This window comes from Tessaracoccus sp. O5.2, assembly GCF_964266725.1.
Classification (GTDB): Bacteria; Actinomycetota; Actinomycetes; order Propionibacteriales; family Propionibacteriaceae; genus Arachnia; species Arachnia lapidicapta.
Map to the genome: position 1 here is coordinate 134,794 of NZ_CAXWGV010000006.1, position 23,188 is coordinate 157,981.

Consider the following 23,188-nt stretch of genomic DNA (forward strand, 5'->3'; position numbering starts at 1 on the left):
GTGTCCCTCTCGCTGCTCACCTGGCGGGTGGGCCGGAGGGTCACGCGCCGCACGGCCGATCTCCTGGCCCGCCTCGCCGCCCCGGTGATCAATCTCCGCCCGCCGGCGCCCGTGCGCGCCTGGGAGCGGACCATCCTGCAGGCCACCGGGCAGGCACCGACGCGACGGCAGCGGCGCCTGATGCTTGAGAACTGGCTGCGCAACACCCTGTGGTCGCTCGGGCTGGCGGGCTGGTCCGCCGACGACATCGTCGACGCCGTGGTGATCAGTGACCTCGACGCGGAGAAGCTGCGTTCGTCCGCCGCCGGGCCGGGGCTGGTCGTGGCGCTGCCGCACATGGGCTCCTGGGACTGCGCGGGCGCCTGGGCCGCCCGGACCGGGCTGCCGGTGGTGAGTGTCGCCGAGCGGCTGCCCGACGGTCTCTACGAGCGGTTCCGCGACGCGCGCGCCGCCATGGGCATCACCGTCTACCCCGTGGACGAACCCGAGGTGCTGGACAGGCTCGCCGAGGACGTGCACGCGGGACGCCTGGTCTGTCTGGTGAGCGACCGCGCCTTGTCCAGCCACGGGGTCACCGTCGACTGGCCGGGCGGCGACCAGGTCCGGATCACCGTGCCGGCCGGCCCCGCGCTCCTCGCGCTGCGCACCGGCGCCCACCTCCGGGCCGCCACCACCCGGTTCGAAGGCAGGCGGCTTCGGATCGACGTGTCGGACCCCATCGAGGGCAGCGACGTGACCCAGCTTCTCCAGGGCGTCGTGGCCCACTTCGCCTCCGCCATCCGCGCGAGCCCGGAGAATTGGCTCATGCTGCGGAAGGCGCTGCGATGACCGGGCTGCGCGTCGCGCTCGTGTGCCCCTACTCGCTGGACACGCCAGGGGGCGTCGCCACCCACGTCCTGGGGCTCGCACGGTGGCTGCTGGAACAGGGACACGACCCCGTCGTCGTCGCGCCGGGGGAGCAGGAGGTCGACCGCGGCGTGCCGGTGGTGCTGCTCGGTTCGGCCAGCGCCTTCCGCTTCAACGGATCCGTGGCCCGACTGGCCGTCTCCCATCGGCAGCGTGTCATGGCGGTGAGAGCCGTGGCCGACGCCGACGTCGTCCACGTGCACGAGCCCCTGACGCCGGGGGCGGGGTACGCGACGGCTCGCGCGTCGTCGGCGCTGGTCGTGACGCACCACGCCAGCTTCGACCCCGCCCACCTCGCCACCACCTTGCGAGTGCGCGCCTCCCGCCTGCCCGCCGACCGGATCTCTGTCGCCGTGTCCGCCGCGGCGGCGGCGACGGCCCGCGCCGCCATCGGCTACGAGCCGCTCATCATCCCCAACGCCATCACGATGCCGCCCCCGGCCCCGGCCCGCCCCGCAGGACGGCCGTTGGTGGTCTTCCTCGGCCGTCAGGACGAGCCGCGCAAGGGCTATCCGCTCTTCGCGGCTCTGGCCCAGTCGGTGCCTGAGGCGGACTTCGTGGCGATCGGCCCGGGAGGTCCCGGGGCGACCGGGGTGCGCGAACTCGGCCGCCTCGACGACCGGGCCGCGGCCGAGATCCTGGACCAGGCCACGGTCCTGGTCGCGCCGAACCGCTTCGGCGAGTCCTTCGGGCTGATCCTGCTGGAAGGCCTTGCCCACGGCTGCGCCGTGGTCGCGAGCGACCTGCCCGCGTTCCGCGCCGTCGTCGACCATCCCGGGGTGATCTCCTGGTTCCCCGTGGACGACGTGGTGTCCGCCCGTGCCGCGCTCCGCCGTCGGCTCGACGACCCCCCGCCGCCGGCCGCGGCCCGGGCCCTCGCCGAGCGCTACAGCTGGGACCACGTCGGGCCGCGGATCGTCGAGCTCTACGGGCGCGTGACCACACGTGCCACCGGGGCTGACGTAGGCTGAGCGGGTGGAGACTCAGCCCCCCGTCCCGGCCTGGGACACCGAGGCGGTCCTCACGCTGCCCAACGCGCTGTCGTTCATCCGGCTGCTGGGCATCCCGGTCTTCTGCTGGCTCATCCTCGCTGGACACGATGTGGCGGCCGTCACCATGCTCGCCCTGTTCGGGGTGACCGACTGGTTCGACGGGCACCTCGCCCGCTCGCTCAAGCAGCGCAGCCGCCTCGGAACCCGGCTCGATCCGGTCGCGGACCGCCTGTACATCCTGGGAGCGGTCGTCGTCCTGCTGATCCGGGGGATCGTGCCCTGGTGGTTCGTCGTCATCCTTGTCGCGCGCGACCTCATGCTCGCCGGGCTCATCCCCGTGCTGCGCCGGCACGGGATGCTCGCCCTCCCCGTCAACATCGTCGGCAAGGCCGGCACGATGCTGCTGCTGCTCGCGCTGCCTCTCATCCTGCTGGGCGCGCCCTCGTCCCTCGACCTCACCTGGGCGCACTGGGCCGGGTGGATCCTCGGGGCACTCGGAGCCGCCGTGTACTGGGCGGCCGGCATCCTGTACGTGCGGGAGACCGTCCGCTTGAACCGGAGCGGCGTGTGAGGCGTCCCGACGCCAGCATGAGCCTGCTCACGGACGTGGCCGAGGGCGCGCTGGAGCCCGAGTACCGCGTCGCGGGTCCCGGCGGGCCGACGCGGCTGCCGCTGCTCGTGGCGGTCACCCTCATCGTCGCCCTGGTCACCGTCGCGCTGCTGCAGACCACGCGAGGCGCTGGCGCCGAGGCCGATCAGCGCGCGGACCTGCTGGACCGGGTCGCGACCGCGCGCGCCCGGCAATCCGACCTCGCCGAGCGGGCTGCGGCCCTCGAGCAGGAGGTCCGCGAACTCGGCGAAGAGGCGCTGGGGGACCCGACGCAGCGCGAACGCCTCGGCGCCGTGGAGACGGCGGCCGGCGCTGTGCCCGTCGCCGGCCCCGGCATCATCGTCACCGTCGACGACGCGGCCGAGGGCGGTACGGACAACGGCCTCGTGCTCGACAGCGATCTGAGCCGGCTCGTCAACGGTCTCTGGCAGGCAGGGGCCGAGGCCGTGGCGATCAACGGCCGGCGGATCACCACACTCACCCCGATCCGCGCGGCGGGGGCGGCCATCACGGTGGACTTCGTGTCGCTGAGCCCGCCCTACCGCGTCGAGGTGATCGGCGACCCCGCGACCCTGCAGGCGCGCTTCAACCAGACCCCTGCCGCCGCCTGGTGGCAGTTCATCACGGCCAACTACGGCCTGACCATGACCATCGAGCAGGCCGACGACGACCTCGTCCTGCCCGCCGACCCCGGCATGGCGATCCGCTACGCCACCACAGACTGAGGAGCTCACACCAGTGTTCGCGATCCTGGGACTCATCGCCGGAGTGGCCGTGGGCCTGCTGCTGCAACCCACCCTGCCACCGGTCCTCGCGCCCTATCTGCCGATCGCGATCGTGGCGGCCTTCGATGCGATCCTCGGCGCGACCCGTGCCTACCTGGAGGGCATCTTCTCCGACCGGGTGTTCCTGGTGTCGTTCCTGTCCAACATCATCATCGCGGGGCTGATCGTCTTCGTGGGCGATCAGATCGGGGTCGGGTCGCAGCTGTCGACCGGCGTCGTCGTCGTGCTCGGCATTCGCATCTTCACCAACGCCGCCGCGATCCGGAGGGCGCTGCTGCATGCCTGATCCCGCCCCCGAACCTCGCCGCGCGACGGACGCGCCCCCGCGACGACTCCTGCGGGACTTCCTGCGCCCCAGCAGGGGCCAGTTCGTCGCCGGTGTCGCGCTGTTCCTGACCGCGCTCATCGTCGTCCTCACGCTGCGCTCCCAGGCCAACCAGCCGGAGTTCGCCAACGTCCGCCAGGCCGATCTCATCCAGCTGCTCGACAACGTCACCGCGGAGACCCGGCGCCTGGAGGAGGAGGTGCGCACGCTGGAGCAGGCACAGAGCGAACTGCTCAGCGGCGTCGATCGCGACGAGGCGGCCCGGCAGGAGGCCGAGCGGCGGCTCGAGCAGGCGCAGATCATCGCCGGGACGGTCGCGGTGTCGGGGCCGGGCGTCCGGCTCGAGATCCAGGATCCGGGAGCCCGGGTGAGCGCCGAACTGCTGCTGGACGCCGTCGAGGAGTTGCGGGACGCAGGCGCCGAGGTGATCGAACTCAACGACTCGGTGCGGCTCGTGATGAGTTCCTGGTTCGGCACCGACGACTCAGGGCGGTTGACGGCCGACGGCGTCGCGCTCGAGGCGCCGTACGTCATCGAGGCCATCGGCGATCCGGCGACGCTGGAGGCCGGCGCCCGGTTCCGCGGGGGCCTCGTCAGCGAGGTGGAGGGCGAGCGCGTCGGTGGCCGCGTGCAGATCACGCAACTCGACGAGGTCAGCATCACCACCGTCGTCGAACCGGAGGACAACGAGTTCGCCACACCGCGCTGATCCACTTGTCAGAGGGTGATAAGTTCCTCAGGGTAGCGTTGATCCGTAGAGATCGAGCCTGACCGGACTATCCAGGAGTGTGCAGCGATGAAGTGCCGCAAATGTGGAACGGAAAGCCCCGCACAAGCGCGGTTCTGCAGCGAATGCGGCGCTCCGCTGACTGACCCCACCGGGGACACCACGACGATGTTCCCCGTCACGAGCGAGGACCGCCCGGTCGAGCTGACCGACCAGGAGTTACAGGAGGTCCGCACGCTCGCGGCCGGCAACGCCCTGCTCGTCGTCAACCGTGGGCGCGGGGACTCCGCGTCCTTCCTCATCGACAGCGACATCACCAACGTCGGCCGCCACCCCGAGTCGGACATCTTCCTCGACGACATCACGGTGTCGCGGCACCACGCGAAGTTCGTGCGCAGCGGCGGCAAGCTCTACCTGGAGGATCTGGGGAGCCTGAACGGCACGTACGTCAACCGCACGCTCCTCGACGGGCGCACGCTGCTGCGCGAGGGGGACGAGATCCAGATCGGCAAGTACCGGGCCACGATCTCGCTGGGCGAGTCCGGTCTGAGCTGATGCCTGGCGCGGCGCGCACCATCGGCCGCGTGCTGGAGATGATCCGGCCCGAGTTCCCCGACATCTCGGTGTCCAAGCTCCGCTACCTGGAGGCGGAGGGCCTGATCTCGCCGGACCGGCAGCAGCCGTCTGGCTATCGGCGGTTCAGCCAGGACGACGTCGACCGGCTGCTGTACGTGCTGCGCGCCCAGCGGGACCGTTACCTGCCCCTCAAGGTCATCCGGGAGGAGTTGGAGGCCCTGGACCGGGGGGAGCAGCCGCCGTCCCTCGCGGCACCGGACCCAGACCCCGAAGCGAGTCCGGACCCGCGGCCCCCCTCCAGGCAGGGCCCGACCCCCGGGCTCATGACGCGCCGCCAGGTGTTGGCGGAGTCGGGACTGGCCGAGGCCGCGTTCATCCAGCTGGAGCGCCTCAAGATCGTGCATCCGCGGCGCGGATCGCAGCTCTACGGACGCGAGGCCGTCGCCCTGGCGTCCGCGGCCAAGAAGCTGACGAGCTACGGCATCGATCTACGGCAACTTCGGGTCATGCAGCAGGCGGCGGCCATGGACGCGGCGGTCGTGGAACAGGCACTCGAACCCTATCGGCGCCGATCCGGCCCCCCGCAGGAAGTCGTCATGGACCTCTACCGCGTCGTCATGCAGGCGCACGCGGCTCTCCTGCACGGACAGATGCACTGAGTAGGCTTGGACCCATGATCGGCCTCGACGTGCTCGGCATCCGCCTGGTCTCCCCGGAGGAACCCCCGGTGCTGCTGCTGCAGGAGCAGGGCGGCTCGCGGTGCCTGCCCATCTGGATCGGAAACATCGAAGCCGCCGCGATCGCGGTGGCGTTGGAGGGCGAGCCTCCGCAGCGCCCGATGACCCATGACCTGCTCGCGAGCGTCGTCGACCTGCTCGGCGACGGGGTCGGCGAGGCGGGCGCGGTGCGCATCACCCGCATGCACGACGGGGTCTACGACGCCGTCCTCCTCGTCGGCGGGCACGAGATCCCCGCGCGGCCCAGCGATTGTGTGGCCATCGCCGTTCGGCTGGGGTGGCCCATGGAGTGCCCCGTGGCGCTCATGGATCAAGTCGGGGTTGAGGTTGAAGAGTCGTCGACCGATGAGGTCGAGGCCTTCCGGGCGTTCCTCGACACGGTCAACGCCGACGACTTCGAGGACGAGTAATGCCTGGTCAGCCCGGGTTTGTCCGGGCCACTGAGAGCCGCGTCACCGCCCCCGCCGGGGAGGGCAGGCAAGAATTGTGCCGCCGCTTCGGGCGTGTCGCGGTGCCTGCGCGCCACGGACGGTTAGCGTCGGATCCGCGATGTCCGACGGACGCTGAGGAGTGTGGGGACCGTGACTGAGACGCCCGGAGCCGAGCCGCTGCAGGCGGTGCTGTTCGACGGCGACTTCACCCCTGTGCCGAGCGACACCGGGTACCGGGGACCGATCGCACACCGGGTGGCGGGGATCACGTATCGCCAGCTGGACTACTGGGCCCGGACGGGTCTGGTCGTCCCCTCCATCCGCAACGCCGAGGGCTCCGGGACCCAGCGCCTCTACTCGTTCCGCGACATCCTCCTGCTGCGGGTCGTGAAGCGGTTCCTCGACGTCGGCATCTCGCTGCAGCAGATCCGGGTGGCCATCGACCACCTCCGCGTCCGCGGCGTCGACGACCTCACCGAGCTGACGCTTGTCAGCGACGGCTTCAGCGTGTACGAGGTGACCTCGGCCAACGAACTGTTCGACCTGACCCGCGGAGGCCAGGGCATGTTCATGATCTCGGTCAGCAGCGTCTGGAAGGAACTCGAGGGCACGCTCTCGTCGCTGCCGGGGGAGCGCACCGGGGACGTCGAGGACCAGGCGAGCGACCCGTCCGACGAGCTGGCCGCGCGGCGGCGGTCCAAGGCCGTCTGACCTCTCACGGCCGCCGCGGGCGGTAGGGTCGGCAAGATGAAGGACTGGATCGAGAAGGTCACCAACCAGCCGTTCGTCGCCCACGCGATGGCGGCCAACGAGCGCTACAACAAGCGCCTCGGCCCGCAGTTCGCCGCGGCCGTCACGTACTTCTCGGTCCTGTCGATGGTGCCGATCGTCATGTTCGCGTTCTCGATGCTCGGCTGGACCCTCACGGTGCTGCGTCCGGACCTCATGGACCAGATCAAGGGCATCATCGACGCCGAGCTGGGCGAGGGGTCGGATCTGTCGAAGAGCCTCGGGGCCGTCGTCGACCACGCGTTCCGCAAATGGGCCTCGGTCGGAGCGATCGCCGTTCTCACCGCGGCGTACTCCGGCTCCAACTGGGTCGGCAACCTCAAGCGCGCCGTCCGGGTCATGTGGGCCAGCAAGTTCTCCGACGCGTCGGAGAAGGGCAACTTCTTCGCCGAGCTGGGCGTGAACCTGGCGATCTTCGTCGGGCTGCTGGTCAGCGTCGCCGCCAGCCTGGCGGTGTCGTCCGTCGGCGGCGGATTCTCCCGGCAGGTCATCGCCTGGTTGGGGTGGGACCACCTGCCGGGGATCGGGTTCGTCTTCCAGGCGGTCGCAGTACTCCTGACCTTCATCGCCAGCTGGATCCTGCTCGCGTTCCTGTTCATCGTGTTTCCGCGGCAGCGCGCCACCCCCAGGGCGTGGCTGACCGGGACCGTCCTGGGGGCCGTGCTGATCACGGTGCTGCAGCAGCTCGCCGGCCGGCTCGTCGGCGTCTTCACCGGCAATCCCGCGGCGTCGGTCTTCGGCCCCGTGATCGTGTTGATGCTGGTGTTCAACCTGTTGGCGACCATCATCCTCATGTCGGCCGCCTGGATCGGCACCGACGAGGTGTGGCCGGCCGATCTGGCGCGCAAGCACGCGGAGCGGGCCTCCGGCGTGGCCGCTGCCGCGGAGATCGACCTCGACGACATCCCGCACGGCGACGAGCCGGTCACCCCGCGGCGGTGGTCGGCGACCCGCAGCCTCGACGACCTGCGGCGCGCGCAGCCCATCCCTCCACTGTCGCCGGACCCCGAGCGGGCGGTCCGTCAGGACGTGGCCGGGCGCAGCGTCCGGCTCGGAACGTCCATCGGCTACGGCATCGGAGCTGCGACCGGCCTGGGGCTGGGCGCAGCGGCGGCCGCCCTCGCCCGGAGGGTGCGGCGCCGCCGCTGACTAGGCGAACCGCACCTCCGACCACTGCCCGTCGGTGAGGTCGACGAGCTGCTCGGCGCCGCTGTGCGTCACCCGGTAGCGGCCAGCCGCGGCCGGGGTCCGGGGCCGCAGCCGGACGAGGGTCGGCCGACGGCCCTCCCAAGCCAGGTGGACAAGGACACCGGGCCTGGCCACGATGCCGGTGACCTCGCCCGAGTCGAGGCCGGGCGCCAGCGCTGGGAGCAGGTCGATCCGTCCGGGGCGGTGGCTCTGGACGAGCGTCTCGACGAACGCGCCCAGGAAGCCCAGATTGCCGTCGATCTGGAACGGTGGGTGAGCGGCGAACAGGTTGGGGTAGAGGCCGCCGCGCTGCCCGAATCCGTCGTCGGCGGGGCGCGTGACCAGGTTCAGGAGCCGGCCCACGGCGGCTGCGTCCCCGAGCCTGGCCCGCAGCGCGATCTTCCAGGCCAGGGACCACCCGGTCGAATCGTCGCCGCGAGTGTCGAGCGTCCTGGCCACAGCGGCGCCGTGCGGCTCCGCGGGGACGACCGTTCCGGGGAACCACGGATAGAGGTGCGACAGGTGCCGGTGTCGCGGATCTTCATCGACGCGCGGCGATCCCCACTCCTCGATCCGTCCATCGGCTGCGACGCGCGGAGGCGCGATCCTCGCCGCAGCGGCCGCGGCCTCGGCACCGACCGGGTCGCCGGGCGCGAGCCGCGCCGCGAGCTCCGCCGCCAGGCGCAGACAGTCACCGGCGATGGCCCGGTCCATGGCCGAGGATGTGGTCACGGATGCCGGCACCCCGGCATGCAGGAACCGGTTCTCCGGGGACGTCGACGGCGAGGTGCTTCCGTCGTCGCCGATCCAGTCGATGAGGAACTGGGCGGCGCCGCGCACGACCGGCCAGAAGCGGTCGAGCGTCTCCCGGGTCATGGCGCCGAAGCGGCGGTGCTCGTCGAACTGCAGGACGAGCCAGGCGCCGCCCATCGGCCAGTGCGCCCAGGAAGCGTCTCCGCCGGTGGGCAGCGAGTAGGCCCAGGCGTCGGAGTTGTGGTGTGCCACCCAGCCTCGCGCCCCATAGAGCCGCCGGGCGGTGTCGCGGCCCCGGTCCGCCAAGCCCTCGAGGAGTGTCAGGAGGGCCTCATGCGCCCGGGAGGCGCCGGTCGATTCGGCGCCCCAGTAGTTCATCTGCAGGTTGATGTTCAAGGTGTAGGCCGACGACCACGGCGGCTGCATCTCGGCGTTCCAGATCCCCTGGAGATTCGCCGGGAGACCGCCGGGGCGGCTCGACGCCACGAGGAGGTAGCGGGAGTACTCGGCGAGCAGGGCGAGCAGTCCCGGGTCCTCCCGGGCCACGTCGGCGACCTCGTGGAGACGCCGGTCCGGGTCCAGCGACTCGCGTGCCGAGCCCGCACCGAGGCGCAGGCTGAAGTCGCCGGCGAGTGCCGCGTAGTGGGCACGGTGGCGGTCGAACGCCTCACCGACGTCGGCCTGTGCGCGCGCGGCGGCACGCTCGGCGGCAGGTCCTGCGGGGCCGGGATCGAGGGTGGGGGAGCGGAACGTCGTCTCGATCGCCAGCGCGACGTCGACGGCCCTGGCGCCGGTGATGGTGATCCGGCCGTCGGGGTCCCCGGTCACGGCGCCGTCGGTGACGACACGCAGGTGCAGCATCACCTGCGCCGGAGCGACCCCGGGCCGTTCCCAGGTGCACGCCGGTTCGTCGGGCTCATGGCCGGGGGCGACATCAGCGGGGAGGGCGAGCTGCATCGCCACGCCGTCGGCCATCGTGGCCAGGCTGACCCGACGCAGCGACGTCGTCAGGGCGATGGACAGGTCGGCCGGCCGGGTCCCGCGCATGCGGTGGACCAGCACGTCGTCGGCCCACGCCGTGGCGGTGGTCGCCGTCCACGAGCCGGTCGACGAGGCGAGCGTGGCGTGGTGCACCGCGGTGTCCAGGTCCAGCGTCCTCGTGATCGAGGGCTCGTCGAGCCCCAGGAGGATCTCCAGCTCGCCCACCGGCAGGTACGCCTGGGCGTAGTGATGCTGCAGCGGCCGCAGCGCCTCCTCGGCGCCGACGGGGTCGCCGCGGCCCAGGAGGTCGCGGGCCGCGGCCAGCGCTTCCGATGCCCGCCCTGGTGCTACCAGGTCGCGGCGGGCCGAGCCGATCCCGCCGGACCAGGCGGTGGACTCGTTGACCCCGATCCGCACGCCCGCACCATCGACCCCCACCATCGCCCCGATCCGGCCGTTGCCCAGCGGTAGCCGGTCGAGCCAGCCGGTGGACGGACGCCCGTAGCGCAGGATGGTCATGCGTTCTCCTCAAGGCGGACGACGGCGACATCCCCGGCGGGGACGACGACATTACCGGCCGCGACGCGGCCCGTGATGAGATCGGTCCCGTGGGCCTCCAGGGTCCCATCCTCCCGCGAGTGGTTGATCGCGACGAGATACGAGGACGTGCCGGCGCGCCGGTGGACGACCTCCAGGCCGGTGAAGCCGCGGGCCTCGACGCCGGCCGCCCGCACGATGCGGCCCAGGTGACGGCCTAGGTCCCCGGCCGCGAGGCGGGTCGACAGGTAGTGGACCCGGCCGCCGCCGGGCAGCGGACGCTCGGTGATGGCGGGGGAGCCGGGCCCGACGACAGGATGGGCGTCGTCTGTGTAGGAACACACGGCCGTGGCGCCGCTCAGGTGCAGGCGCTCGGTCCAGGCCTCCGCCGTGGATCCGTCGCTCAGGGTCACCCGCTCGCCGTCGCGGAGCGGGACGTGCTCCTCGACGCGCACCCCCGCGAGGTCGGCGAACGCCCCGCTGTAGGAGCCCTGCCGCACGTGGAGACGTTCGTCGGTGCTGCCCGCGAAGTGCCACACCGCCAGGTGTCCGCCGCTGTGGGCGAAGTCCGCGAACGCCGCTGCGTCGCGGTCGGACACGGCGAGCAGACTGGGCACGAGCACGACGTCGTAGCGCGACAGGTCGCCGTCCGGGGCGACGACGTCGGCCACGACGCCGAGCTCCCACAGCGCGGTGTGGACGCGCCGGACCGCCGGCAGGAACCCGACGTCGGCCGACGGCATGGCGCGCGTGTCGGCAGCCCACCAGGCGTCGGCGCTCCACACGATCGCGACCCGGGAGTCCACGACAGGGCCGTCGGTGGGTGCGATCGCGAGCTCGGCGATGCGGGGTAGCTCGCGCCCGAGCTGCTCGATCTCCCTGAACAGCCGGGAGTCGGCGCCGACGTGCGGCACCATCGCCGAGTGGAAGAACTCCGCGCCGACCACCGGGGACCGCCACTGGAAGAACAGCGACCCCATGGCCCCCCGGGCCAGGTACTGGTAGGTGTTGCGCCGCATCCGGCCCGGCTCCTTGACCAGCATGCGGCCGCCGTCGTAGTCGTAGACCAGGCTCGTGGCCTGCTCCATCAGCAGCCACGGCGCGCCTCCGGCGAACGACCTCGCCAGGTCCGCTCCGAAGGCCGCGTGCACCTCGCCCGCCGGGCCCGGATCATCCAGGTAGTGATCGATCGAGACGACGTCGAGCCCTCGGGCGAACGCCCACTGGTCGTAGTGATTCCAGCTGGGGAGCATGAAGTTGGTGGTGACGGGCACGCCCGGGCTCAGTTCCCGGACGATGGCGACCTGGTCCCGAAGCCGCTCCAGCAGCAGGTCGGCGCTGAAGCGCTTGAAGTCGAGCACGTGTGCCGGGTTGGGGAGGTACTGCGTGGCCTGGGGGGCGTGCACGTCGCGCCAGTCGCCGTAGACCTGGGACCAGAAGGACGTGTTCCAGGCCTCGTTGAGCCGCGACAGGTCGCCGTAGCGGGCCCGGAGCCACTCCCGGAAGGCCACGTCGGTCACGGGTCCGTAGGACACCGTGCCGTACTCGTTGTGGAGGTGCCACATCCGCAGGGCCGGGTGGCTCCCGTAGCGCTCCGCGAGCGCCCGGGTGATGCGGGCCGCCGCCTCCCGGTACGCGGGGGCAGCGGGGTTGTAGGTGTCGCGGCTGCCGTGGATGAGCCGGACGCCGTCGGCCGTGACGGGCAGCCCCTCGGGGTGGAGCCGCGAGAACCATGGCGGGGGAGAGGCCGTCGGGGTGGCCAGCACCACCCCGATCCCGGCGGCAGTCAGTCGTTCCAGCGCGTCGTCGAGCCATCCGAACTCGAAGCGGCCGGGCTCGGGCTCCAGGGACGACCAGGCGAAGACCCCGACGGTCACCGTCGTGATGCCGGCCCGCTCCATGAGCTCCAGGTCCTCGTCGAGCACGGCCGGCGGCCACTGCTCCGGGTTGTAGTCGCCGCCGAACCACACGCCCTCGTGTCGAATCGTTTCGAAAGGCACGCGCTCACCCTACATGGGGGCGCTCAGCAGTGGTGCACCTCGGTGGGCTCGTTCCAGTCGGTGTACTCCTCGTCGGTCTCCATGCCGTCAGCTCCGCCAGGTGCAGGATCTTGCGGGCGCGCGCCATGCGGGGCAGATCGGACCCGTCCCGGATCTCACCGCCCTGGGCGTCGAGCTGGCGGAGGAACTGCCGCGCCCACGAGATGTCGGCGACGGAGGGGGAGAGGATCTCGTTGACGATCGGCGCCTGCTCGGGCGTGAGGCAGATCTTGCCCGTCATCCCGAACTGCGAGGTCACCCCGGCCGCGTCGGCGAGGGCCACGCCCAGGGCGCCGACCGACGGTCCGTCGATGGGACCCGGCAGGCCGGCGCCCCGTGCCGCGATCGTGAACTGCGAGCGCGTGTAGGCGAGCGTGAGGGGATCATCGGCGAATCCGGTGTCGCGGCGGTAGTCGCCCAGCCCGAAGCCCAACAGGAACGTGGGGCGCGCCTCCGCATCCTTCCGGCTGGGCGCGACCGCGTCCTCCACGTCCAGCACGACGGCGTCGGCCGCGGATCGGGCCGCCGAGTCGAAACGGGGCGGTTGGGTGGCGTTGACGAGCAGCCACGAACGGGCGAACTCGGGGCCGAAGGTGGTGGGGCGTCAGTGAGCCGTGGCCGGGGCGGGGAACTCCTGCCCGATGCCGGCGAGCAGCTCCTTGAACCAGTCCTGCTGGATGTCGAAGGGCTTGCCGCCCTTGATGCGGTCGAACGCGATGACGCTCAGCACGTCGCCGTTCTCCTCGTCCTGACCGACGACGCCCGGCTCGCCGCGCAGGGCGGAGTCGACCGCGAGGTCGGTGCACTGCTTGATGAGCGCCAGATCGGCATCGTTGGCCGCGGCCGAGCGGGAGAAGTAGCCGGACTTCTGGATCATGACCTTCTCCGCCGAGAGCTTCTTGGCGAACTTGGAGCCGAACCAGGCGCCGGGGTTGATCTTGTCGATCTTGACGTGACCGAACGGGTCGCGCGGCACCTCTTCGCCCGCAGCCTCCATCTCAGCGACGATGGAGTCCAGGCCGGCGCCCTCCGACAGGAAGATGGTGACGTTGCCGACGCGGTCCATGACCTCGCTCAGCCGCTCGGCCTCCTTGGCCAGGTCGATGACGCCCTCGGGGACGTACACGCCGTGGATGTCCCACGCCTCGCGGGACAGCCCGATCTCCGGCAGCCACTCCTGCGTGTCGAGCCACTTGCGGTACTCGGCGGCGGTGGCGGCGGTCAGCCATCCGCAGTGGCGGCCCATGACCTCGTGCACGATCAGCATGCGCGAGCCCGAGTTGTGCTCGGCGACGATGTTCTCGGCGAAGATCGCGCCCTGCTCGGCGGCGGTCCATGCGCCGAGGGACTGCTTGATGGGCACCACGTCGTTGTCGATGGTCTTGGGCAGGCCGACGACCGTCAGCCCGTAGTCGTGCTCGGCGAGGTAGGCCGCCAGGTCTGCAGCGGTGGTGTTGGTGTCGTCGCCGCCGATGGTGTGCAGCACGTCGACGCCGTCGGCGACCAGGCGGTCAGCCGCGACCTTGAGCGGGTTGTCGCCCTCGGCGACCAGGCCTCGCTTGACGAGGTCCTTCGCGTTGGTGAGCTTGACGCGGGAGTTGCCGACGGGGGAGCCGCCGAACTTGTGCAGCAGCGCGGCGTTGGCGCGCACGGTGTCGTCGACGACGAGGTAGTCGCCCTTGAGCAGACCCTGGTACCCGTGGCGGTAGGCGATGATCTCCACCTCCGGCGCGACCTGCGTGTAGCGCTCGATGAGGCCACCGATCGCCGAGGACAGGCAGGGAGCGAAACCACCGGCCGTGAGGATGGCTACCTTCTTGACCATGAGTGTCCTTTCATGAAGTTCGGGGCGTCTGCGCGACGCCACCCCCAGCCTATTGCACCGCTCTCCGGAGCCCCGAAGGAGTGTCGGATGCCGGGGACACGACTTGTCCACAGGTCGCCGGCCGACGGCGCGGAGTGACCCCGTGGCTTGGCACGATGGCGCCATGCATGGACGAGGAGATCAACGCGGTCTGACCCAGGCCGTCCAGGCTGTCGTCCTGTTCCCGCTGGCCCTCGGGGTCTTCCTGGGTCTGCTGCAGTGGTCCCTCCACGCGTGGGCACACTCCACGGCCCTGGCAGCCGCGCAGGAAGGTGCCGCCGTGGCGGCGGCCTTCGACGGCACCGCGGTCCTGGGGCGCACGACTGCGGCCCGCGTCGCGGCCAACGGGTCGCTGAGCGCGGTCTCGGTCCGGGTCACGCGGAGCAGCGCGGCGACGGAGGCGACGGTACGCGGGCGCGTGGTCACGATCATCTGGGCCCGGGACGTCAGCGCCACCGCCCGGGTGCCCACCGAACGGGTGACCGGCTCGTGAGCGGGCGGGATCAGCGCGGCCTGTCCATGTCCGTCGAGGCCGTCGTCCTCATCCCCGCGCTCCTGCTCGTCGTCGGGTTGCTCCTGGTCCTTGCGCGCGTGGCGATCGCCGACCAACACGTGGGGGTCGCAGCGGGGGCAGGCGCGAGGGCCGCATCGCTCGAGCGGACTCAGGCCGCAGGCGAGCGCGCGGCGCGGGCCGCCGTCGTCCGAGCGTTGGGGGACCGGGGTGTGGCATGTCGGCACACGTCGGTCTCGCTCGACACCTCGGGGCTCACCCGGGCGCTGGGCGAACGGGCGCGCGTCTCGGTCGAGGTCGGCTGCAGCGTCGACCTGAGCGACGTCTCGCTGCCGTTCATGCCCGGAACCGTGGCGGTGTCGGCCACGCGAACGTCCCCGGTCGACCCGCTTCGCGGTGGCTAGAGTGGCGTCATGACTACGACGCACCGCCGCCTCGGCCAGTTCACCGTTTCCTCCGTCGGCCTCGGGGCCATGCCGTTCTCCATGAGCGACAAGCCCGAGAAGCCGTCCGAGGAGCAGGCGATCGCGACTGTGCACGCCGCCCTCGACGCCGGGGTCACACTCATCGACACGGCTGACATCTACGCGCCCAGCTGGGATTCCATGGGCCACAACGAGCGCATCGTCGCGAAGGCTCTGCGCAGCTACTCCGGCGACACCAGCAACGTCGTCGTCGCGACCAAGGGTGGCATCACCCGGAGCGAGGGTGAGCGCTGGGGACGTAACTCCGATCCGGCCTACCTGCGCGCGCGCGTGGAGGCCGCCCTCGACGTTCTCGGCGTCGACAAGCTCGACCTGTTCTACCTGCACCGCCCGGACCGGAGCCGTATCTACGCCGAGGTGATGGAGACCTACGCGGCGCTGAAGGCCGAGGGGCTCATCGCGGAGATCGGCATTTCGAACGCCAACGTCGAGGAGATCCAGATCGCCGTCGACGTCCTGGGGGAGGGGGAGCTGGCGGCGGTGCAGAACGAGTTCTCGCCGAAGTTCAACCACACCAGCAAGTCCGAGCTGGACTTCTGCGCCCGCCACGGGATCGCGTTCCTGCCCTGGTCCCCCCTCGGCGGCACGGGCGGCGGGGCCGCCGCAGTCGGGACCAGGTTCCCGGTGCTGGCGGAGATCGCCGGCCGGCACGGGGTCTCCCCGCAGCAGGTGACCCTGGCCTGGGAGCTGGCTCTGGGCGACCACGTGATCGTCATCCCCGGCGCCTCGCGTCCCGAGTCGATCCGCGACTCGGCGGGGGCCATGCAGCTCACCCTCACCGCGGACGAGGTCGACGCCATCTCGGGCGCGGTCCTCTGACCCTCCAGTAGCCTGGGCCCATGGCCCAGTACTTCGACGTCCACCCCGAGAACCCACAGCCCAGGGCCCTGGCACAGGTGGCCAGGATCCTGGAGCAGGGGGGACTCGTCGCGTACCCGACCGACTCCTGCTTCGCGCTCGGGTGCGCGCTCGGCAACGCGGCCGGCATCGAACGGATCCGCAGGATCCGTCAGCTCGACGACAAGCACCACTTCACGCTGGTGGTCGACTCCTTCGCGAAGCTGGGGGCGTATGTCGAGATGGACAACCGGATTTTCCGCGCCGTCAAGGCCGCGACACCGGGCCCGTACACCTTCATCCTCAAGGCGTCGCGGGAGGTGCCGAAGATGATGCAGCACCCGAAGAAGCGCACCGTCGGGGTCCGCATCCCGAACCACCGGACCACGTTGGCGCTTCTGGACGCGGTCGGGGCCCCGCTGGTGTCGTCGACGCTCCTGATGCCGGGGCATGAGGAGTCCCTCACGGACGGCTGGGCGATCAAGGAGCTCCTGGACCATCAGATCGACGCGGTGCTCGACTCCGGGGACTGCGGCGTGGAACCCACGACCGTCGTGGACCTGAGCGGCGACGATCCCGTGATCGCCCGCGTAGGGGCGGGGGACCCGTCGCCGTTCGAGGCCTAGAGCCTCAGCGCCGGCCGCCGCCGAGGAGACCGCCCAGGATGTCGCCGAGGATCCCGCCGCCAAGTCCGTCCGGCAATCCCTGGCTCTGCGGCGCCTGGGGCGTCGGCTGCCGCCCGGTCGACTGATCCGGCATCGGCATGCGCAGACCCCCGTCTCCACCGGACGTTTCGGGGACCCGGAACTGAGGTTGGCCGCCCGACTGCGGGGCGGGGGAGGGCGCGGGACGGCCGCCCTGCTGCCCGCCGCCGAGGATCTGGCCCAGGATGTCGCCGAGCCCGCCGCCGGACTGCTGCTGGCCCTGGCCTCGCCCCGTCAGCTTGCCCGCGAGCCACGCCATCACGATGGGCGCCAGGAGCGGCAGCAGCTTCTGGATGAGCGAGCTGCCGCCGCCCAGGCCGCCCAGGCGGTCCACGACCTGCTGCTCATTCGAGCCGAACACGTTGTGCGTGATCTTCGCGCCGTCGTTCTCGTCGAGGGCGTCGAGGTCGACCCCACCGTCGAGCAGGTGCGGATCGTGCTGAGAGAGGGCGGAGCGCAGCGAGGCTTCGCCCGCGGGGTCCTGGGCGTTGGCGCCCATGCCCATAAGCAGGGCAGGGAGGGCCGTCCGCGCGGCCTGCTCGACCTCCTCCGGAGTGGCGCCCACACGGCGGGCCAACTGGTCGACGGGGAGGGTGGACATGAGGTCGTCGTAATCGAACACGTGCGTACTCCTTCTGGTGCGGGCACGGCTCGTCGGTGCCGTATGTCCACGCTACCCAGCCGGACGCCGTGTCGGGCTCGATCGCGACAGCCGGAACCCGGGACCGCGTCAGGCCGGCGGCCCCAGACGGTGCGCTCGGAACAGGCAGGCGTGGTCCACGCCCATCATCTGGCCCTGGCCAGCCAGCATCTCGGGGATGAAGTCCCTGGGGGCTGGGTGCCCCGGGATGTCGGCGAGATAGGCCGCATGGGCCTCGAGCGAGCGGACACCGGCGTCGACGTCGTCGCTCGTCAGCACAGCGCCGTGCGTGGGGGAGTTGTCCGCGGCCACGAGCAGCCAGCTGGCGGCCCACTTCGGCAGCCCCTCGTCACGAGCGAGCTCGGGGTGGACCCAAGTGTTGTCGGCGTCGCGGACCGCGTCGAGGGTCACCAATCCGGCGACCCGGTGGTCCGCCTGGTTGAGCCCCCAGCCCACCTCGACATCCCACGAGGTGGTGACGACGACGTCGGGCCTGAACCGCCGGATCTTCCGCGCCACGTCTCGGCGAAGAGCGAGCGAGTACACGAGCATCCCGTCTGGGTGGTCCAAGATCTCCAGATCCGTGACCCCGACCTCCGCGCAGGCAGCACGCTGCTCCCTCGCGCGCAGGGGGCCGACCTCCGACGGCGGACGCTGCATGCCTGCCTCGCCCGCGGTGAGAAGGAGGTAGGCCACTTCGGCGCCCTGGGCGACCCAGCGGTGGACACACGCCGACAGCCCGTACTCGACGTCGTCGGGATGGGCCACGACGCACAGGATCCTCCGGAAGCCGTCGTCGGGCAGGACATCCAGCGAGCGCGGCCCAGCCTCAGCTGTGCTCATGCTTCCTCCTCGTTGCGTATCGGCGTGTCGACCGCGAGCGCGGTCACCGCGCGGACGATCAGGGAACGGGGGAGCGGCTCCTCGAGCGGGAACCACAGGGTTCCCTTGCCGCGGACGTACGGGGCGAGCTCGGATTGCAGGTCGGGCTGCGCGGGAATCGGGTACATGGCCACGTGGTCCCTCCACCCCGAGACGAAGACCCTGGCGCGGCCCATGACGGGCTTGTACCCCACGATGCCGTAGCTGAGGACCTCATCGGCCTGGGGGAAGGTGTCGCGCACCAGCCGTCGGAGCTCATCGAACTTGGGCCGGGCCACCGGTGGGACGGTAGCGACGTACTCGTCCACGGTGGACGGCTTGGTCGGCGGGGCCTCCGCGAGCGAATAGCTGGCCTCGAGCATGTCGCGCAGGACACCGAGATCCGCGTCGTTGAGCTTCGTGAGGTACAGGCACGACACGCTGGTCCGATGCGTGCCCAGCCGCGCGAGGTGGTCGCCGTACCGGTCGAACCCCTCGCTGAAATAGATCGTCAGAGTCGCCTTGCGCGGGCTGAAAGAGAGTCTGGGCATGTCGCCCTCCCGCCCGCTGTCGTAGCGGTAGTGCTGCGACCCGAACCCGATGATGCTGGGTCCCCACATCGTCGGCTCCGCCCTGGTGATGTCCCGCATCATGGCGATCAGCTCCGCCGCCTCACCGCGGCGCCGCTCGGGGACGGTGTCGAGAAACTCCTGCACCGGTACAGAAGTGGGGCGGGTCACTGGATCGCCGGGCATCTGTCCACTGTCCGTGCAGGGAACGCAGCTGTCAAGGCTCAGTATCACGCCGTGCAGCTTCTGTCAGGTAGACCCGTATCTGTCACCAGCACCTAGGGCAAGTGTCAAGTAGTTGCGAGAGATGACCAAGAAACAGTATTCGCAGGCAGTTGGCACAATCCGAAACCCCCTGCGCTTCATCACCTAAACTCCAGCATGGACGTTACTAGAGAAGCAAGGTGCATGACTTAGCATCGCTGCGCAAGGCCAAAGAACCTGGCTACAGTCCAGGCGCATGACGAGAGCGACCAAGCAGCAGACCCTGATCTCCACCGTCTTCGAGGCAGCCGCGCGTGCCAGCCAGGACCTCACCCACCTCGTCCCCGACCTCGACCGAGACCGCTGCGAGTACGCCGTTGCCTCGACTCTCTTGGTGGAGGCATGGGTCGCGCAGAGGTAGCGGCCCGGGAGCGAGGTGTTCAGTTGCGGGGAGCCGCCGCACCGTCCGCGAAGCCGGGGAACGTCCGGATGTCCCGCTTGGGCTCGGGAAGGCCGTCACGGCGGCGCTGGGCCTCCTTGCGGCGATCCTCTCGCTCTTCGGCCTCGAAGACCTTGGCGAGTGCCTCCAGATCGGCCTGGAGGGTGTCCTTGGGGTTCTGCTGGGTCATGACCATCCCTCCTGGGTGGGGGCTTGTGCGACTGGGTGCTATCGAGCGTAGACACACAGGTGTCCGATTCAGGTCATGCCCTACTTCAACGCAGGTTGTGGTACTTGAAGTGTGCGAGTTTCTCCCGATGCGCTACCAGTCGTTGGTCCTGCTCGCTCTCTCCACCGAGGAAGTCGATCCATGGCCACTCTTTGGCGAGTTCGCCTGCTTCGCGGAATGCGATCTCTGCCAAGGGCACATCTTGTTGCTGCCATGACCAGGCTGTCTCTCCGACGTACTCGCCCTGCATAGGGCCGTAGAGGTGATCGGAGCCCTCAGCGGTGACGGCGTAAATGAGACTCATCCGGTACTCGTAGCCGTGGAAGGTCTCTGCGTACTGCGCATCATCGGGGATGAGGTCACGGAACACATCGCGCGTGTCCTGCTTCAAGAGACGGCTGATGGGGTAGGTCCATCGTCCCCCTCCCCAGCGTGGCAAGAGGTTCACGTCGTCTGCGTCGAGAACTCGCCACGGGTGCACGATCTGTGCCGCAGGCAAGCGAAGGCGGACGCCGTGGTCAAGTGTTCCGATTACCTGCGTGGCCAGTGTGATGACGAGTCCGTCGCGGCGGCGATACGTCGCAGCGGTCCCGAGCGCGGCTTGGACAAGCAGGGCTGGGTACAGCCTCGCTCTCTCCAGATGCGCTTGGGTGGGGACACCCAAGCGGCGGACCGAGCCCACGTCCACCAGCCTCTGGAACACATCCATCCAGAGACGGTCGTGAACGCCGTCGTCGTGCCGTACGCCTTCCACAAGGAGTGTCCGCAGAAGGTGCGACCTCTCCCGGTGCCCGTCGAGCACATGCTGGAGAGAGGTGCCCCTGTCACCCGGCAAGGACAGAGCCTGGTCGATGACGCCCTGGGCCACGTCCTCTGTAGCGTTGACCACGAGGTCGTGCAGGTCGATCCGTCGCACGGGATTGGGCAGATAGCGCTTCAGACGTGCGACGGCCATCGCCGTTGTGAGTGGAGGAACTACCAGCCGCTCCAGCGCCTCGATGTTGGAGGCGATCGCGGTGAACAGTTCATCCGCCCCCGCTGCCGGAATGACGGTTCCCCGACGCCCGGCCAGCAACCGCTGGGCTGTGTCCCCCCTGCTGCTCCGGCCATCCCAATAGAGCGGGTAGCGCCGATTGGGGGAAGCCTCCATCAGGGCCACCAGTGCGGTGTCCCAGTCCGCCGACCACCCCGAGATCAGGAGCCCGTAGTCGTCCAGTACACGCTCGATCAGCCGGTTCCACTGCTCGGGATAGGAGGCTAGTTCATCAGGCGTGTTGAGCGAACCCAAGTCCTTGTAGTCGCCATGGAGTTTGATGACCGTGGCGGTGGCGTGCGCCAGCGGCTCCATGCCCGCAACTGCCTCCGGGCGGGCGATGACCTGCGGTGCGACCCCCTCGGCCTCCAGCGCCTGCTCCATGAGCCGGTCGAAGTTCGTAGTGATGACGACCTTGATGTAGCCCTTCTTCACGAGTTGGGCGATGGCTTGGTGCGCCTTGCTCGGGGTCTTCACCCCCTCCTCACGCTCCTCGTCCGTGGGCTCAAAGTACCCGGCGAGGAGTCCCTGGCGTGCGGCAGCGGTTGGGGCAAGCGACCCCAGCAGTGAGGAGTATCCCAAGGGCTCGCCGTGCTTGTCCTGCCACCACGACTCAGGGTCCGCCTGAGCCTGGTCCACGGTTTCGGAGTCCTCCTGAGCGGCCACCTTGCGCACTAGGTCATTGACGACGCCCCAGCCGGTTGGCATGCCCGCTCCGGTGGACGCCCCCGAACCGAGCAGCAGTGCGTAGACCCCCGGCTGAGCGTGCATCGAGGTGGCCAGCATTGCGCTGGGTGACAGAGGGGCAGCCATGATTCTCCTTCGGGTAAGGCGCTGAGTGGCAGAGACTCAGCGCAGGCCGCGCAACGCGCTGCGTCGCTGGGCGTCGCGCTCACGCTTGGCAGCGAGGGCTTCTTGCATGCGCATCTTCTGGATCGCGCCCCGAACGTGGGTGGGGATGTCGCGCTGGGTTTTCCCCGCTCGTATGGCGTCACAGAACTCCGGCCCGCACTTCTCACACCAACCTGATTTGAGAACAACGGCGGCCCGGTCGTCCTGCGGGAGACGGTCAACGGTCGTATCCGTCCAAAGGTTCGCGGACGGACCGTCGTTGCAGTCACAACTGAAGACGATGTAGTCGTTCGCCTTGAACCTCTCCCACACTGCCTGCGTGACGATGACCTGGTGGCGCTCTGCCGCCTGCGCGCACTTGGCGGCGTAGTTGACCGGCTTCCCGGCCCAGACTGCCTCCTGCTCGCTCACGACCTTGCGTGTGCCGATGCGCTTCACCAGCGTGCGAGCGGCGTGGATGCCTACCTTGTAGCCCGTCTCCGGCGCGTTCGGCCAACGTTTCTCCAGTCGCTGCACGAGATCGTCACTGAAGGTGCGGATCGTGACGGCTGTGCACAGGGCACGCTCGTAGGCCCGGTCGCCCCAGAAGAGGCCGAATCCGCCGTCGCCTTGGATGTCGATGAAGTTCGCCTCGAAGTCGTGGAAGATGCGCACCGCACCCTCGACGCTGCTCTTATAGATGCGGGCGGTCGACTTGTCGTGCTTGCCGGTCCCGAGGTGGGTGGACCCCTTCAGGTCACAGACCACGGCGACGACCTCAGGAAGTTTGATCCACGTGTCGCTGGACGAGGAGGGGATGTCCTGCGCCTTGAAGGTGCCGTCCTTCTCCACCACAGGGATGTCGGAGTTGTTCAGGACTGTGTTCACCTCCTCGCCCAGTTCGTCGAGGAGGGAGGTCAGGAAGGCGGGTTCATCACTCATGTGAACAAGGCTACGGAGCCGGTCTGACACTCCTGGGCTACCAACACAGCGCCTGGCCTACGACTACGGCCACCGTGCTCAGTAGGGACAGGAAACCGAGAAAGATGGCCCGGTTGGCCCACGTGTACTTGCGGACGGCTACCTCGGAGTTGGCCACAATCTGACGCGCCAGGTGGTCCGTGACTGCTGGCGGGCTGGAGAGCGCTTCCCTGAGATGTGCCGCATACTCCTCGGGCTTCCCTGCGAAGTGCCGTCGAATGTCGCCGTAGTAGAGCGGGTTCAACTTGGCATGGTCGGGCTCGTGTGCGAACTGGGGCAGGAGACCCAGCGAGGCGCACCCAGTGGCCAAGAGCAGCAGCAGCCCGGAGACACCCTCCAGGGCCAGCATGAGGGCGGAGCCGCGCCCCACTTCGATGACCAACGTGATTAGTCCCGCCGCCAGGACGCCCAGGAACGCCAGAACGACGCCGAGTTTCGTTTCGGCATGCTTCACCCACTCGTTGACGTTGGTCAGTACGCCCCACGCCTCCGTGGCTGTTTTCGGATCGGGGGCACCTGTCGAGGTCGATGCGGCGGGCGGACTGCTTTCCGGCACCGGAGAGGTCCAGGTGCGACGAAGCCAATCAAAGAAGCCCATCTCAGTGGTCGCTAGCCGCACCGGAC

The 23,188-nt window shown here is 70.0% G+C and carries 27 protein-coding genes; 16 read left to right on the plus strand and 11 right to left on the minus strand.

Going from position 1 to position 23,188, the window contains the following annotated elements:
• The 11 genes from ACFQPD_RS04120 (at nucleotide 1) to ACFQPD_RS04170 (ending at nucleotide 8,027) form a co-directional block, all read left to right on the plus strand.
• Complete coding sequence (locus ACFQPD_RS04120; protein WP_385898706.1) at nucleotides 1-828, plus strand: hypothetical protein; 828 nt, start codon at nucleotides 1-3, stop codon at nucleotides 826-828.
• On the plus strand, nucleotides 825-1,877 hold the full coding sequence (locus ACFQPD_RS04125; RefSeq protein WP_385898708.1) for a glycosyltransferase family 4 protein: 1,053 nt from the start codon (nucleotides 825-827) through the stop codon (nucleotides 1,875-1,877). Before ACFQPD_RS04120 ends, ACFQPD_RS04125 begins: the two co-directional genes overlap by 4 nt.
• Nucleotides 1,878-1,881: 4 nt before the next feature.
• Nucleotides 1,882-2,469: a CDP-alcohol phosphatidyltransferase family protein gene (locus ACFQPD_RS04130; protein ID WP_385898710.1), complete on the plus strand. Its 588-nt coding sequence runs from the start codon at nucleotides 1,882-1,884 to the stop codon at nucleotides 2,467-2,469.
• Between the two features lie 17 nt (nucleotides 2,470-2,486).
• Nucleotides 2,487-3,233, plus strand: a complete 747-nt coding sequence (locus tag ACFQPD_RS04135; RefSeq protein ID WP_385898712.1) for a DUF881 domain-containing protein — start codon at nucleotides 2,487-2,489, stop codon at nucleotides 3,231-3,233.
• Between the two features lie 13 nt (nucleotides 3,234-3,246).
• Nucleotides 3,247-3,579: a small basic family protein gene (locus tag ACFQPD_RS04140; protein ID WP_068751442.1), complete on the plus strand. Its 333-nt coding sequence runs from the start codon at nucleotides 3,247-3,249 to the stop codon at nucleotides 3,577-3,579.
• Nucleotides 3,572-4,327, plus strand: a complete 756-nt coding sequence (locus ACFQPD_RS04145) for a DUF881 domain-containing protein (protein ID WP_068751443.1) — start codon at nucleotides 3,572-3,574, stop codon at nucleotides 4,325-4,327. Before ACFQPD_RS04140 ends, ACFQPD_RS04145 begins: the two co-directional genes overlap by 8 nt.
• An 87-nt stretch (nucleotides 4,328-4,414) precedes the next feature.
• Nucleotides 4,415-4,900 carry an FHA domain-containing protein gene (locus ACFQPD_RS04150; RefSeq protein ID WP_353082156.1) on the plus strand — a complete coding sequence of 162 codons (486 nt, stop codon included), beginning with the start codon at nucleotides 4,415-4,417 and terminating at the stop codon, nucleotides 4,898-4,900.
• Nucleotides 4,900-5,580 (plus strand): MerR family transcriptional regulator, encoded by a 681-nt coding sequence (locus ACFQPD_RS04155; RefSeq protein WP_068751445.1) that lies wholly within the window; start codon nucleotides 4,900-4,902, stop codon nucleotides 5,578-5,580. The genes ACFQPD_RS04150 and ACFQPD_RS04155 overlap by 1 nt, the downstream gene beginning before the upstream one ends.
• Before the next feature lie 14 nt (nucleotides 5,581-5,594).
• Nucleotides 5,595-6,068 carry a bifunctional nuclease family protein gene (locus ACFQPD_RS04160; protein WP_068751446.1) on the plus strand — a complete coding sequence of 158 codons (474 nt, stop codon included), beginning with the start codon at nucleotides 5,595-5,597 and terminating at the stop codon, nucleotides 6,066-6,068.
• Nucleotides 6,069-6,239: 171 nt separating this feature from the next.
• Entirely contained in the window at nucleotides 6,240-6,800 is a 561-nt protein-coding gene (locus ACFQPD_RS04165; RefSeq protein WP_269466674.1) for a MerR family transcriptional regulator, read from the plus strand.
• A gap of 36 nt (nucleotides 6,801-6,836) precedes the next feature.
• A complete protein-coding gene (locus tag ACFQPD_RS04170; protein WP_385898717.1) occupies nucleotides 6,837-8,027 on the plus strand; it encodes a YhjD/YihY/BrkB family envelope integrity protein in 1,191 nt (396 codons plus the stop codon).
• On the opposite strand, the gene ACFQPD_RS04175 is transcribed toward ACFQPD_RS04170, so the two are convergent.
• The 4 genes from ACFQPD_RS04175 to ACFQPD_RS04190 all read right to left on the minus strand — a co-directional run bounded on the left by ACFQPD_RS04175 (nucleotide 8,028) and on the right by ACFQPD_RS04190 (nucleotide 14,201).
• On the minus strand, nucleotides 8,028-10,319 hold the full coding sequence (locus ACFQPD_RS04175) for a glycoside hydrolase N-terminal domain-containing protein (protein WP_385898720.1): 2,292 nt from the start codon (nucleotides 10,317-10,319) through the stop codon (nucleotides 8,028-8,030).
• The gene (locus tag ACFQPD_RS04180) at nucleotides 10,316-12,337 is read right to left on the minus strand and encodes a beta-galactosidase (protein WP_385898723.1); all 2,022 of its coding nucleotides are present in this window, start codon (nucleotides 12,335-12,337) and stop codon (nucleotides 10,316-10,318) included. The genes ACFQPD_RS04175 and ACFQPD_RS04180 overlap by 4 nt, the downstream gene beginning before the upstream one ends.
• A 4-nt stretch (nucleotides 12,338-12,341) precedes the next feature.
• Nucleotides 12,342-12,875, minus strand: coding sequence for a hypothetical protein (locus tag ACFQPD_RS04185; RefSeq protein WP_385898725.1), 534 nt, complete (start codon nucleotides 12,873-12,875; stop codon nucleotides 12,342-12,344).
• Nucleotides 12,876-12,980: 105 nt separating this feature from the next.
• A complete protein-coding gene (locus ACFQPD_RS04190) occupies nucleotides 12,981-14,201 on the minus strand; it encodes a pyrophosphate--fructose-6-phosphate 1-phosphotransferase (protein ID WP_068751452.1) in 1,221 nt (406 codons plus the stop codon).
• 142 nt (nucleotides 14,202-14,343) lie between these two features.
• On the opposite strand from ACFQPD_RS04190, the gene ACFQPD_RS04195 reads away from it, so the two are divergent.
• From ACFQPD_RS04195 to ACFQPD_RS04210, 4 genes are read left to right on the plus strand one after another with little or no spacing between them, the layout of a single operon-like run.
• The gene (locus tag ACFQPD_RS04195) at nucleotides 14,344-14,733 is read left to right on the plus strand and encodes a TadE/TadG family type IV pilus assembly protein (RefSeq protein ID WP_385898727.1); all 390 of its coding nucleotides are present in this window, start codon (nucleotides 14,344-14,346) and stop codon (nucleotides 14,731-14,733) included.
• A complete protein-coding gene (locus ACFQPD_RS04200) occupies nucleotides 14,730-15,155 on the plus strand; it encodes a pilus assembly protein (protein ID WP_385898729.1) in 426 nt (141 codons plus the stop codon). Before ACFQPD_RS04195 ends, ACFQPD_RS04200 begins: the two co-directional genes overlap by 4 nt.
• Before the next feature lie 9 nt (nucleotides 15,156-15,164).
• The gene (locus tag ACFQPD_RS04205; RefSeq protein WP_385898731.1) at nucleotides 15,165-16,055 is read left to right on the plus strand and encodes an aldo/keto reductase; all 891 of its coding nucleotides are present in this window, start codon (nucleotides 15,165-15,167) and stop codon (nucleotides 16,053-16,055) included.
• 20 nt (nucleotides 16,056-16,075) lie between these two features.
• Nucleotides 16,076-16,699 (plus strand): L-threonylcarbamoyladenylate synthase, encoded by a 624-nt coding sequence (locus tag ACFQPD_RS04210; protein WP_385898734.1) that lies wholly within the window; start codon nucleotides 16,076-16,078, stop codon nucleotides 16,697-16,699.
• A 4-nt stretch (nucleotides 16,700-16,703) separates the two neighbouring features.
• Here the strand turns inward: ACFQPD_RS04210 and ACFQPD_RS04215 are convergent, their stop codons facing one another.
• The 3 genes from ACFQPD_RS04215 to ACFQPD_RS04225 form a co-directional block, all read right to left on the minus strand.
• Nucleotides 16,704-17,399 carry a DUF937 domain-containing protein gene (locus tag ACFQPD_RS04215; protein ID WP_385898736.1) on the minus strand — a complete coding sequence of 232 codons (696 nt, stop codon included), beginning with the start codon at nucleotides 17,397-17,399 and terminating at the stop codon, nucleotides 16,704-16,706.
• A 108-nt stretch (nucleotides 17,400-17,507) separates the two neighbouring features.
• On the minus strand, nucleotides 17,508-18,260 hold the full coding sequence (locus ACFQPD_RS04220; protein WP_385898739.1) for a PIG-L deacetylase family protein: 753 nt from the start codon (nucleotides 18,258-18,260) through the stop codon (nucleotides 17,508-17,510).
• Nucleotides 18,257-19,033, minus strand: coding sequence for a DUF1801 domain-containing protein (locus ACFQPD_RS04225; RefSeq protein WP_385898742.1), 777 nt, complete (start codon nucleotides 19,031-19,033; stop codon nucleotides 18,257-18,259). The genes ACFQPD_RS04220 and ACFQPD_RS04225 overlap by 4 nt, the downstream gene beginning before the upstream one ends.
• Nucleotides 19,034-19,307: 274 nt before the next feature.
• Between ACFQPD_RS04225 and ACFQPD_RS04230 the strand changes: the two genes are divergently transcribed.
• Complete coding sequence (locus ACFQPD_RS04230) at nucleotides 19,308-19,472, plus strand: hypothetical protein (protein WP_385898744.1); 165 nt, start codon at nucleotides 19,308-19,310, stop codon at nucleotides 19,470-19,472.
• Nucleotides 19,473-19,491: 19 nt separating this feature from the next.
• Here ACFQPD_RS04230 and ACFQPD_RS04235 read toward each other — a convergent pair whose 3' ends face one another.
• The 4 genes from ACFQPD_RS04235 to ACFQPD_RS04250 form a co-directional block, all read right to left on the minus strand.
• A complete protein-coding gene (locus ACFQPD_RS04235) occupies nucleotides 19,492-19,680 on the minus strand; it encodes a hypothetical protein (RefSeq protein ID WP_385898747.1) in 189 nt (62 codons plus the stop codon).
• A gap of 85 nt (nucleotides 19,681-19,765) precedes the next feature.
• Nucleotides 19,766-21,565 (minus strand): SIR2 family protein, encoded by a 1,800-nt coding sequence (locus tag ACFQPD_RS04240; protein WP_385898750.1) that lies wholly within the window; start codon nucleotides 21,563-21,565, stop codon nucleotides 19,766-19,768.
• 36 nt (nucleotides 21,566-21,601) lie between these two features.
• Entirely contained in the window at nucleotides 21,602-22,525 is a 924-nt protein-coding gene (locus ACFQPD_RS04245) for a hypothetical protein (RefSeq protein WP_353082498.1), read from the minus strand.
• 37 nt (nucleotides 22,526-22,562) lie between these two features.
• Complete coding sequence (locus tag ACFQPD_RS04250; RefSeq protein WP_353082497.1) at nucleotides 22,563-23,162, minus strand: Pycsar system effector family protein; 600 nt, start codon at nucleotides 23,160-23,162, stop codon at nucleotides 22,563-22,565.
• Nucleotides 23,163-23,188: the final 26 nt, after the last annotated feature.

Bases quoted from the DNA above. Each gene is read 5' to 3' on its own strand.
- ACFQPD_RS04125 (WP_385898708.1), top strand. From the start codon at position 825: ATGACCGGGCTGCGCGTCGCGCTCGTGTGCCCCTACTCGCTGGACACG.
- ACFQPD_RS04135 (WP_385898712.1), top strand. From the start codon at position 2,487: ATGAGCCTGCTCACGGACGTGGCCGAGGGCGCGCTGGAGCCCGAGTAC.
- ACFQPD_RS04145 (WP_068751443.1), top strand. From the start codon at position 3,572: ATGCCTGATCCCGCCCCCGAACCTCGCCGCGCGACGGACGCGCCCCCG.
- ACFQPD_RS04150 (WP_353082156.1), top strand. From the start codon at position 4,415: ATGAAGTGCCGCAAATGTGGAACGGAAAGCCCCGCACAAGCGCGGTTC.
- ACFQPD_RS04155 (WP_068751445.1), top strand. From the start codon at position 4,900: ATGCCTGGCGCGGCGCGCACCATCGGCCGCGTGCTGGAGATGATCCGG.
- ACFQPD_RS04160 (WP_068751446.1), top strand. From the start codon at position 5,595: ATGATCGGCCTCGACGTGCTCGGCATCCGCCTGGTCTCCCCGGAGGAA.
- ACFQPD_RS04170 (WP_385898717.1), top strand. From the start codon at position 6,837: ATGAAGGACTGGATCGAGAAGGTCACCAACCAGCCGTTCGTCGCCCAC.
- ACFQPD_RS04175 (WP_385898720.1), bottom strand. From the start codon at position 10,319: ATGACCATCCTGCGCTACGGGCGTCCGTCCACCGGCTGGCTCGACCGG.
- ACFQPD_RS04190 (WP_068751452.1), bottom strand. From the start codon at position 14,201: ATGGTCAAGAAGGTAGCCATCCTCACGGCCGGTGGTTTCGCTCCCTGC.
- ACFQPD_RS04205 (WP_385898731.1), top strand. From the start codon at position 15,165: ATGACTACGACGCACCGCCGCCTCGGCCAGTTCACCGTTTCCTCCGTC.
- ACFQPD_RS04210 (WP_385898734.1), top strand. From the start codon at position 16,076: ATGGCCCAGTACTTCGACGTCCACCCCGAGAACCCACAGCCCAGGGCC.
- ACFQPD_RS04220 (WP_385898739.1), bottom strand. From the start codon at position 18,260: ATGAGCACAGCTGAGGCTGGGCCGCGCTCGCTGGATGTCCTGCCCGAC.
- ACFQPD_RS04225 (WP_385898742.1), bottom strand. From the start codon at position 19,033: ATGCCCGGCGATCCAGTGACCCGCCCCACTTCTGTACCGGTGCAGGAG.
- ACFQPD_RS04230 (WP_385898744.1), top strand. From the start codon at position 19,308: ATGACGAGAGCGACCAAGCAGCAGACCCTGATCTCCACCGTCTTCGAG.
- ACFQPD_RS04235 (WP_385898747.1), bottom strand. From the start codon at position 19,680: ATGACCCAGCAGAACCCCAAGGACACCCTCCAGGCCGATCTGGAGGCA.
- ACFQPD_RS04240 (WP_385898750.1), bottom strand. From the start codon at position 21,565: ATGGCTGCCCCTCTGTCACCCAGCGCAATGCTGGCCACCTCGATGCAC.
- ACFQPD_RS04245 (WP_353082498.1), bottom strand. From the start codon at position 22,525: ATGAGTGATGAACCCGCCTTCCTGACCTCCCTCCTCGACGAACTGGGC.
- ACFQPD_RS04250 (WP_353082497.1), bottom strand. From the start codon at position 23,162: ATGGGCTTCTTTGATTGGCTTCGTCGCACCTGGACCTCTCCGGTGCCG.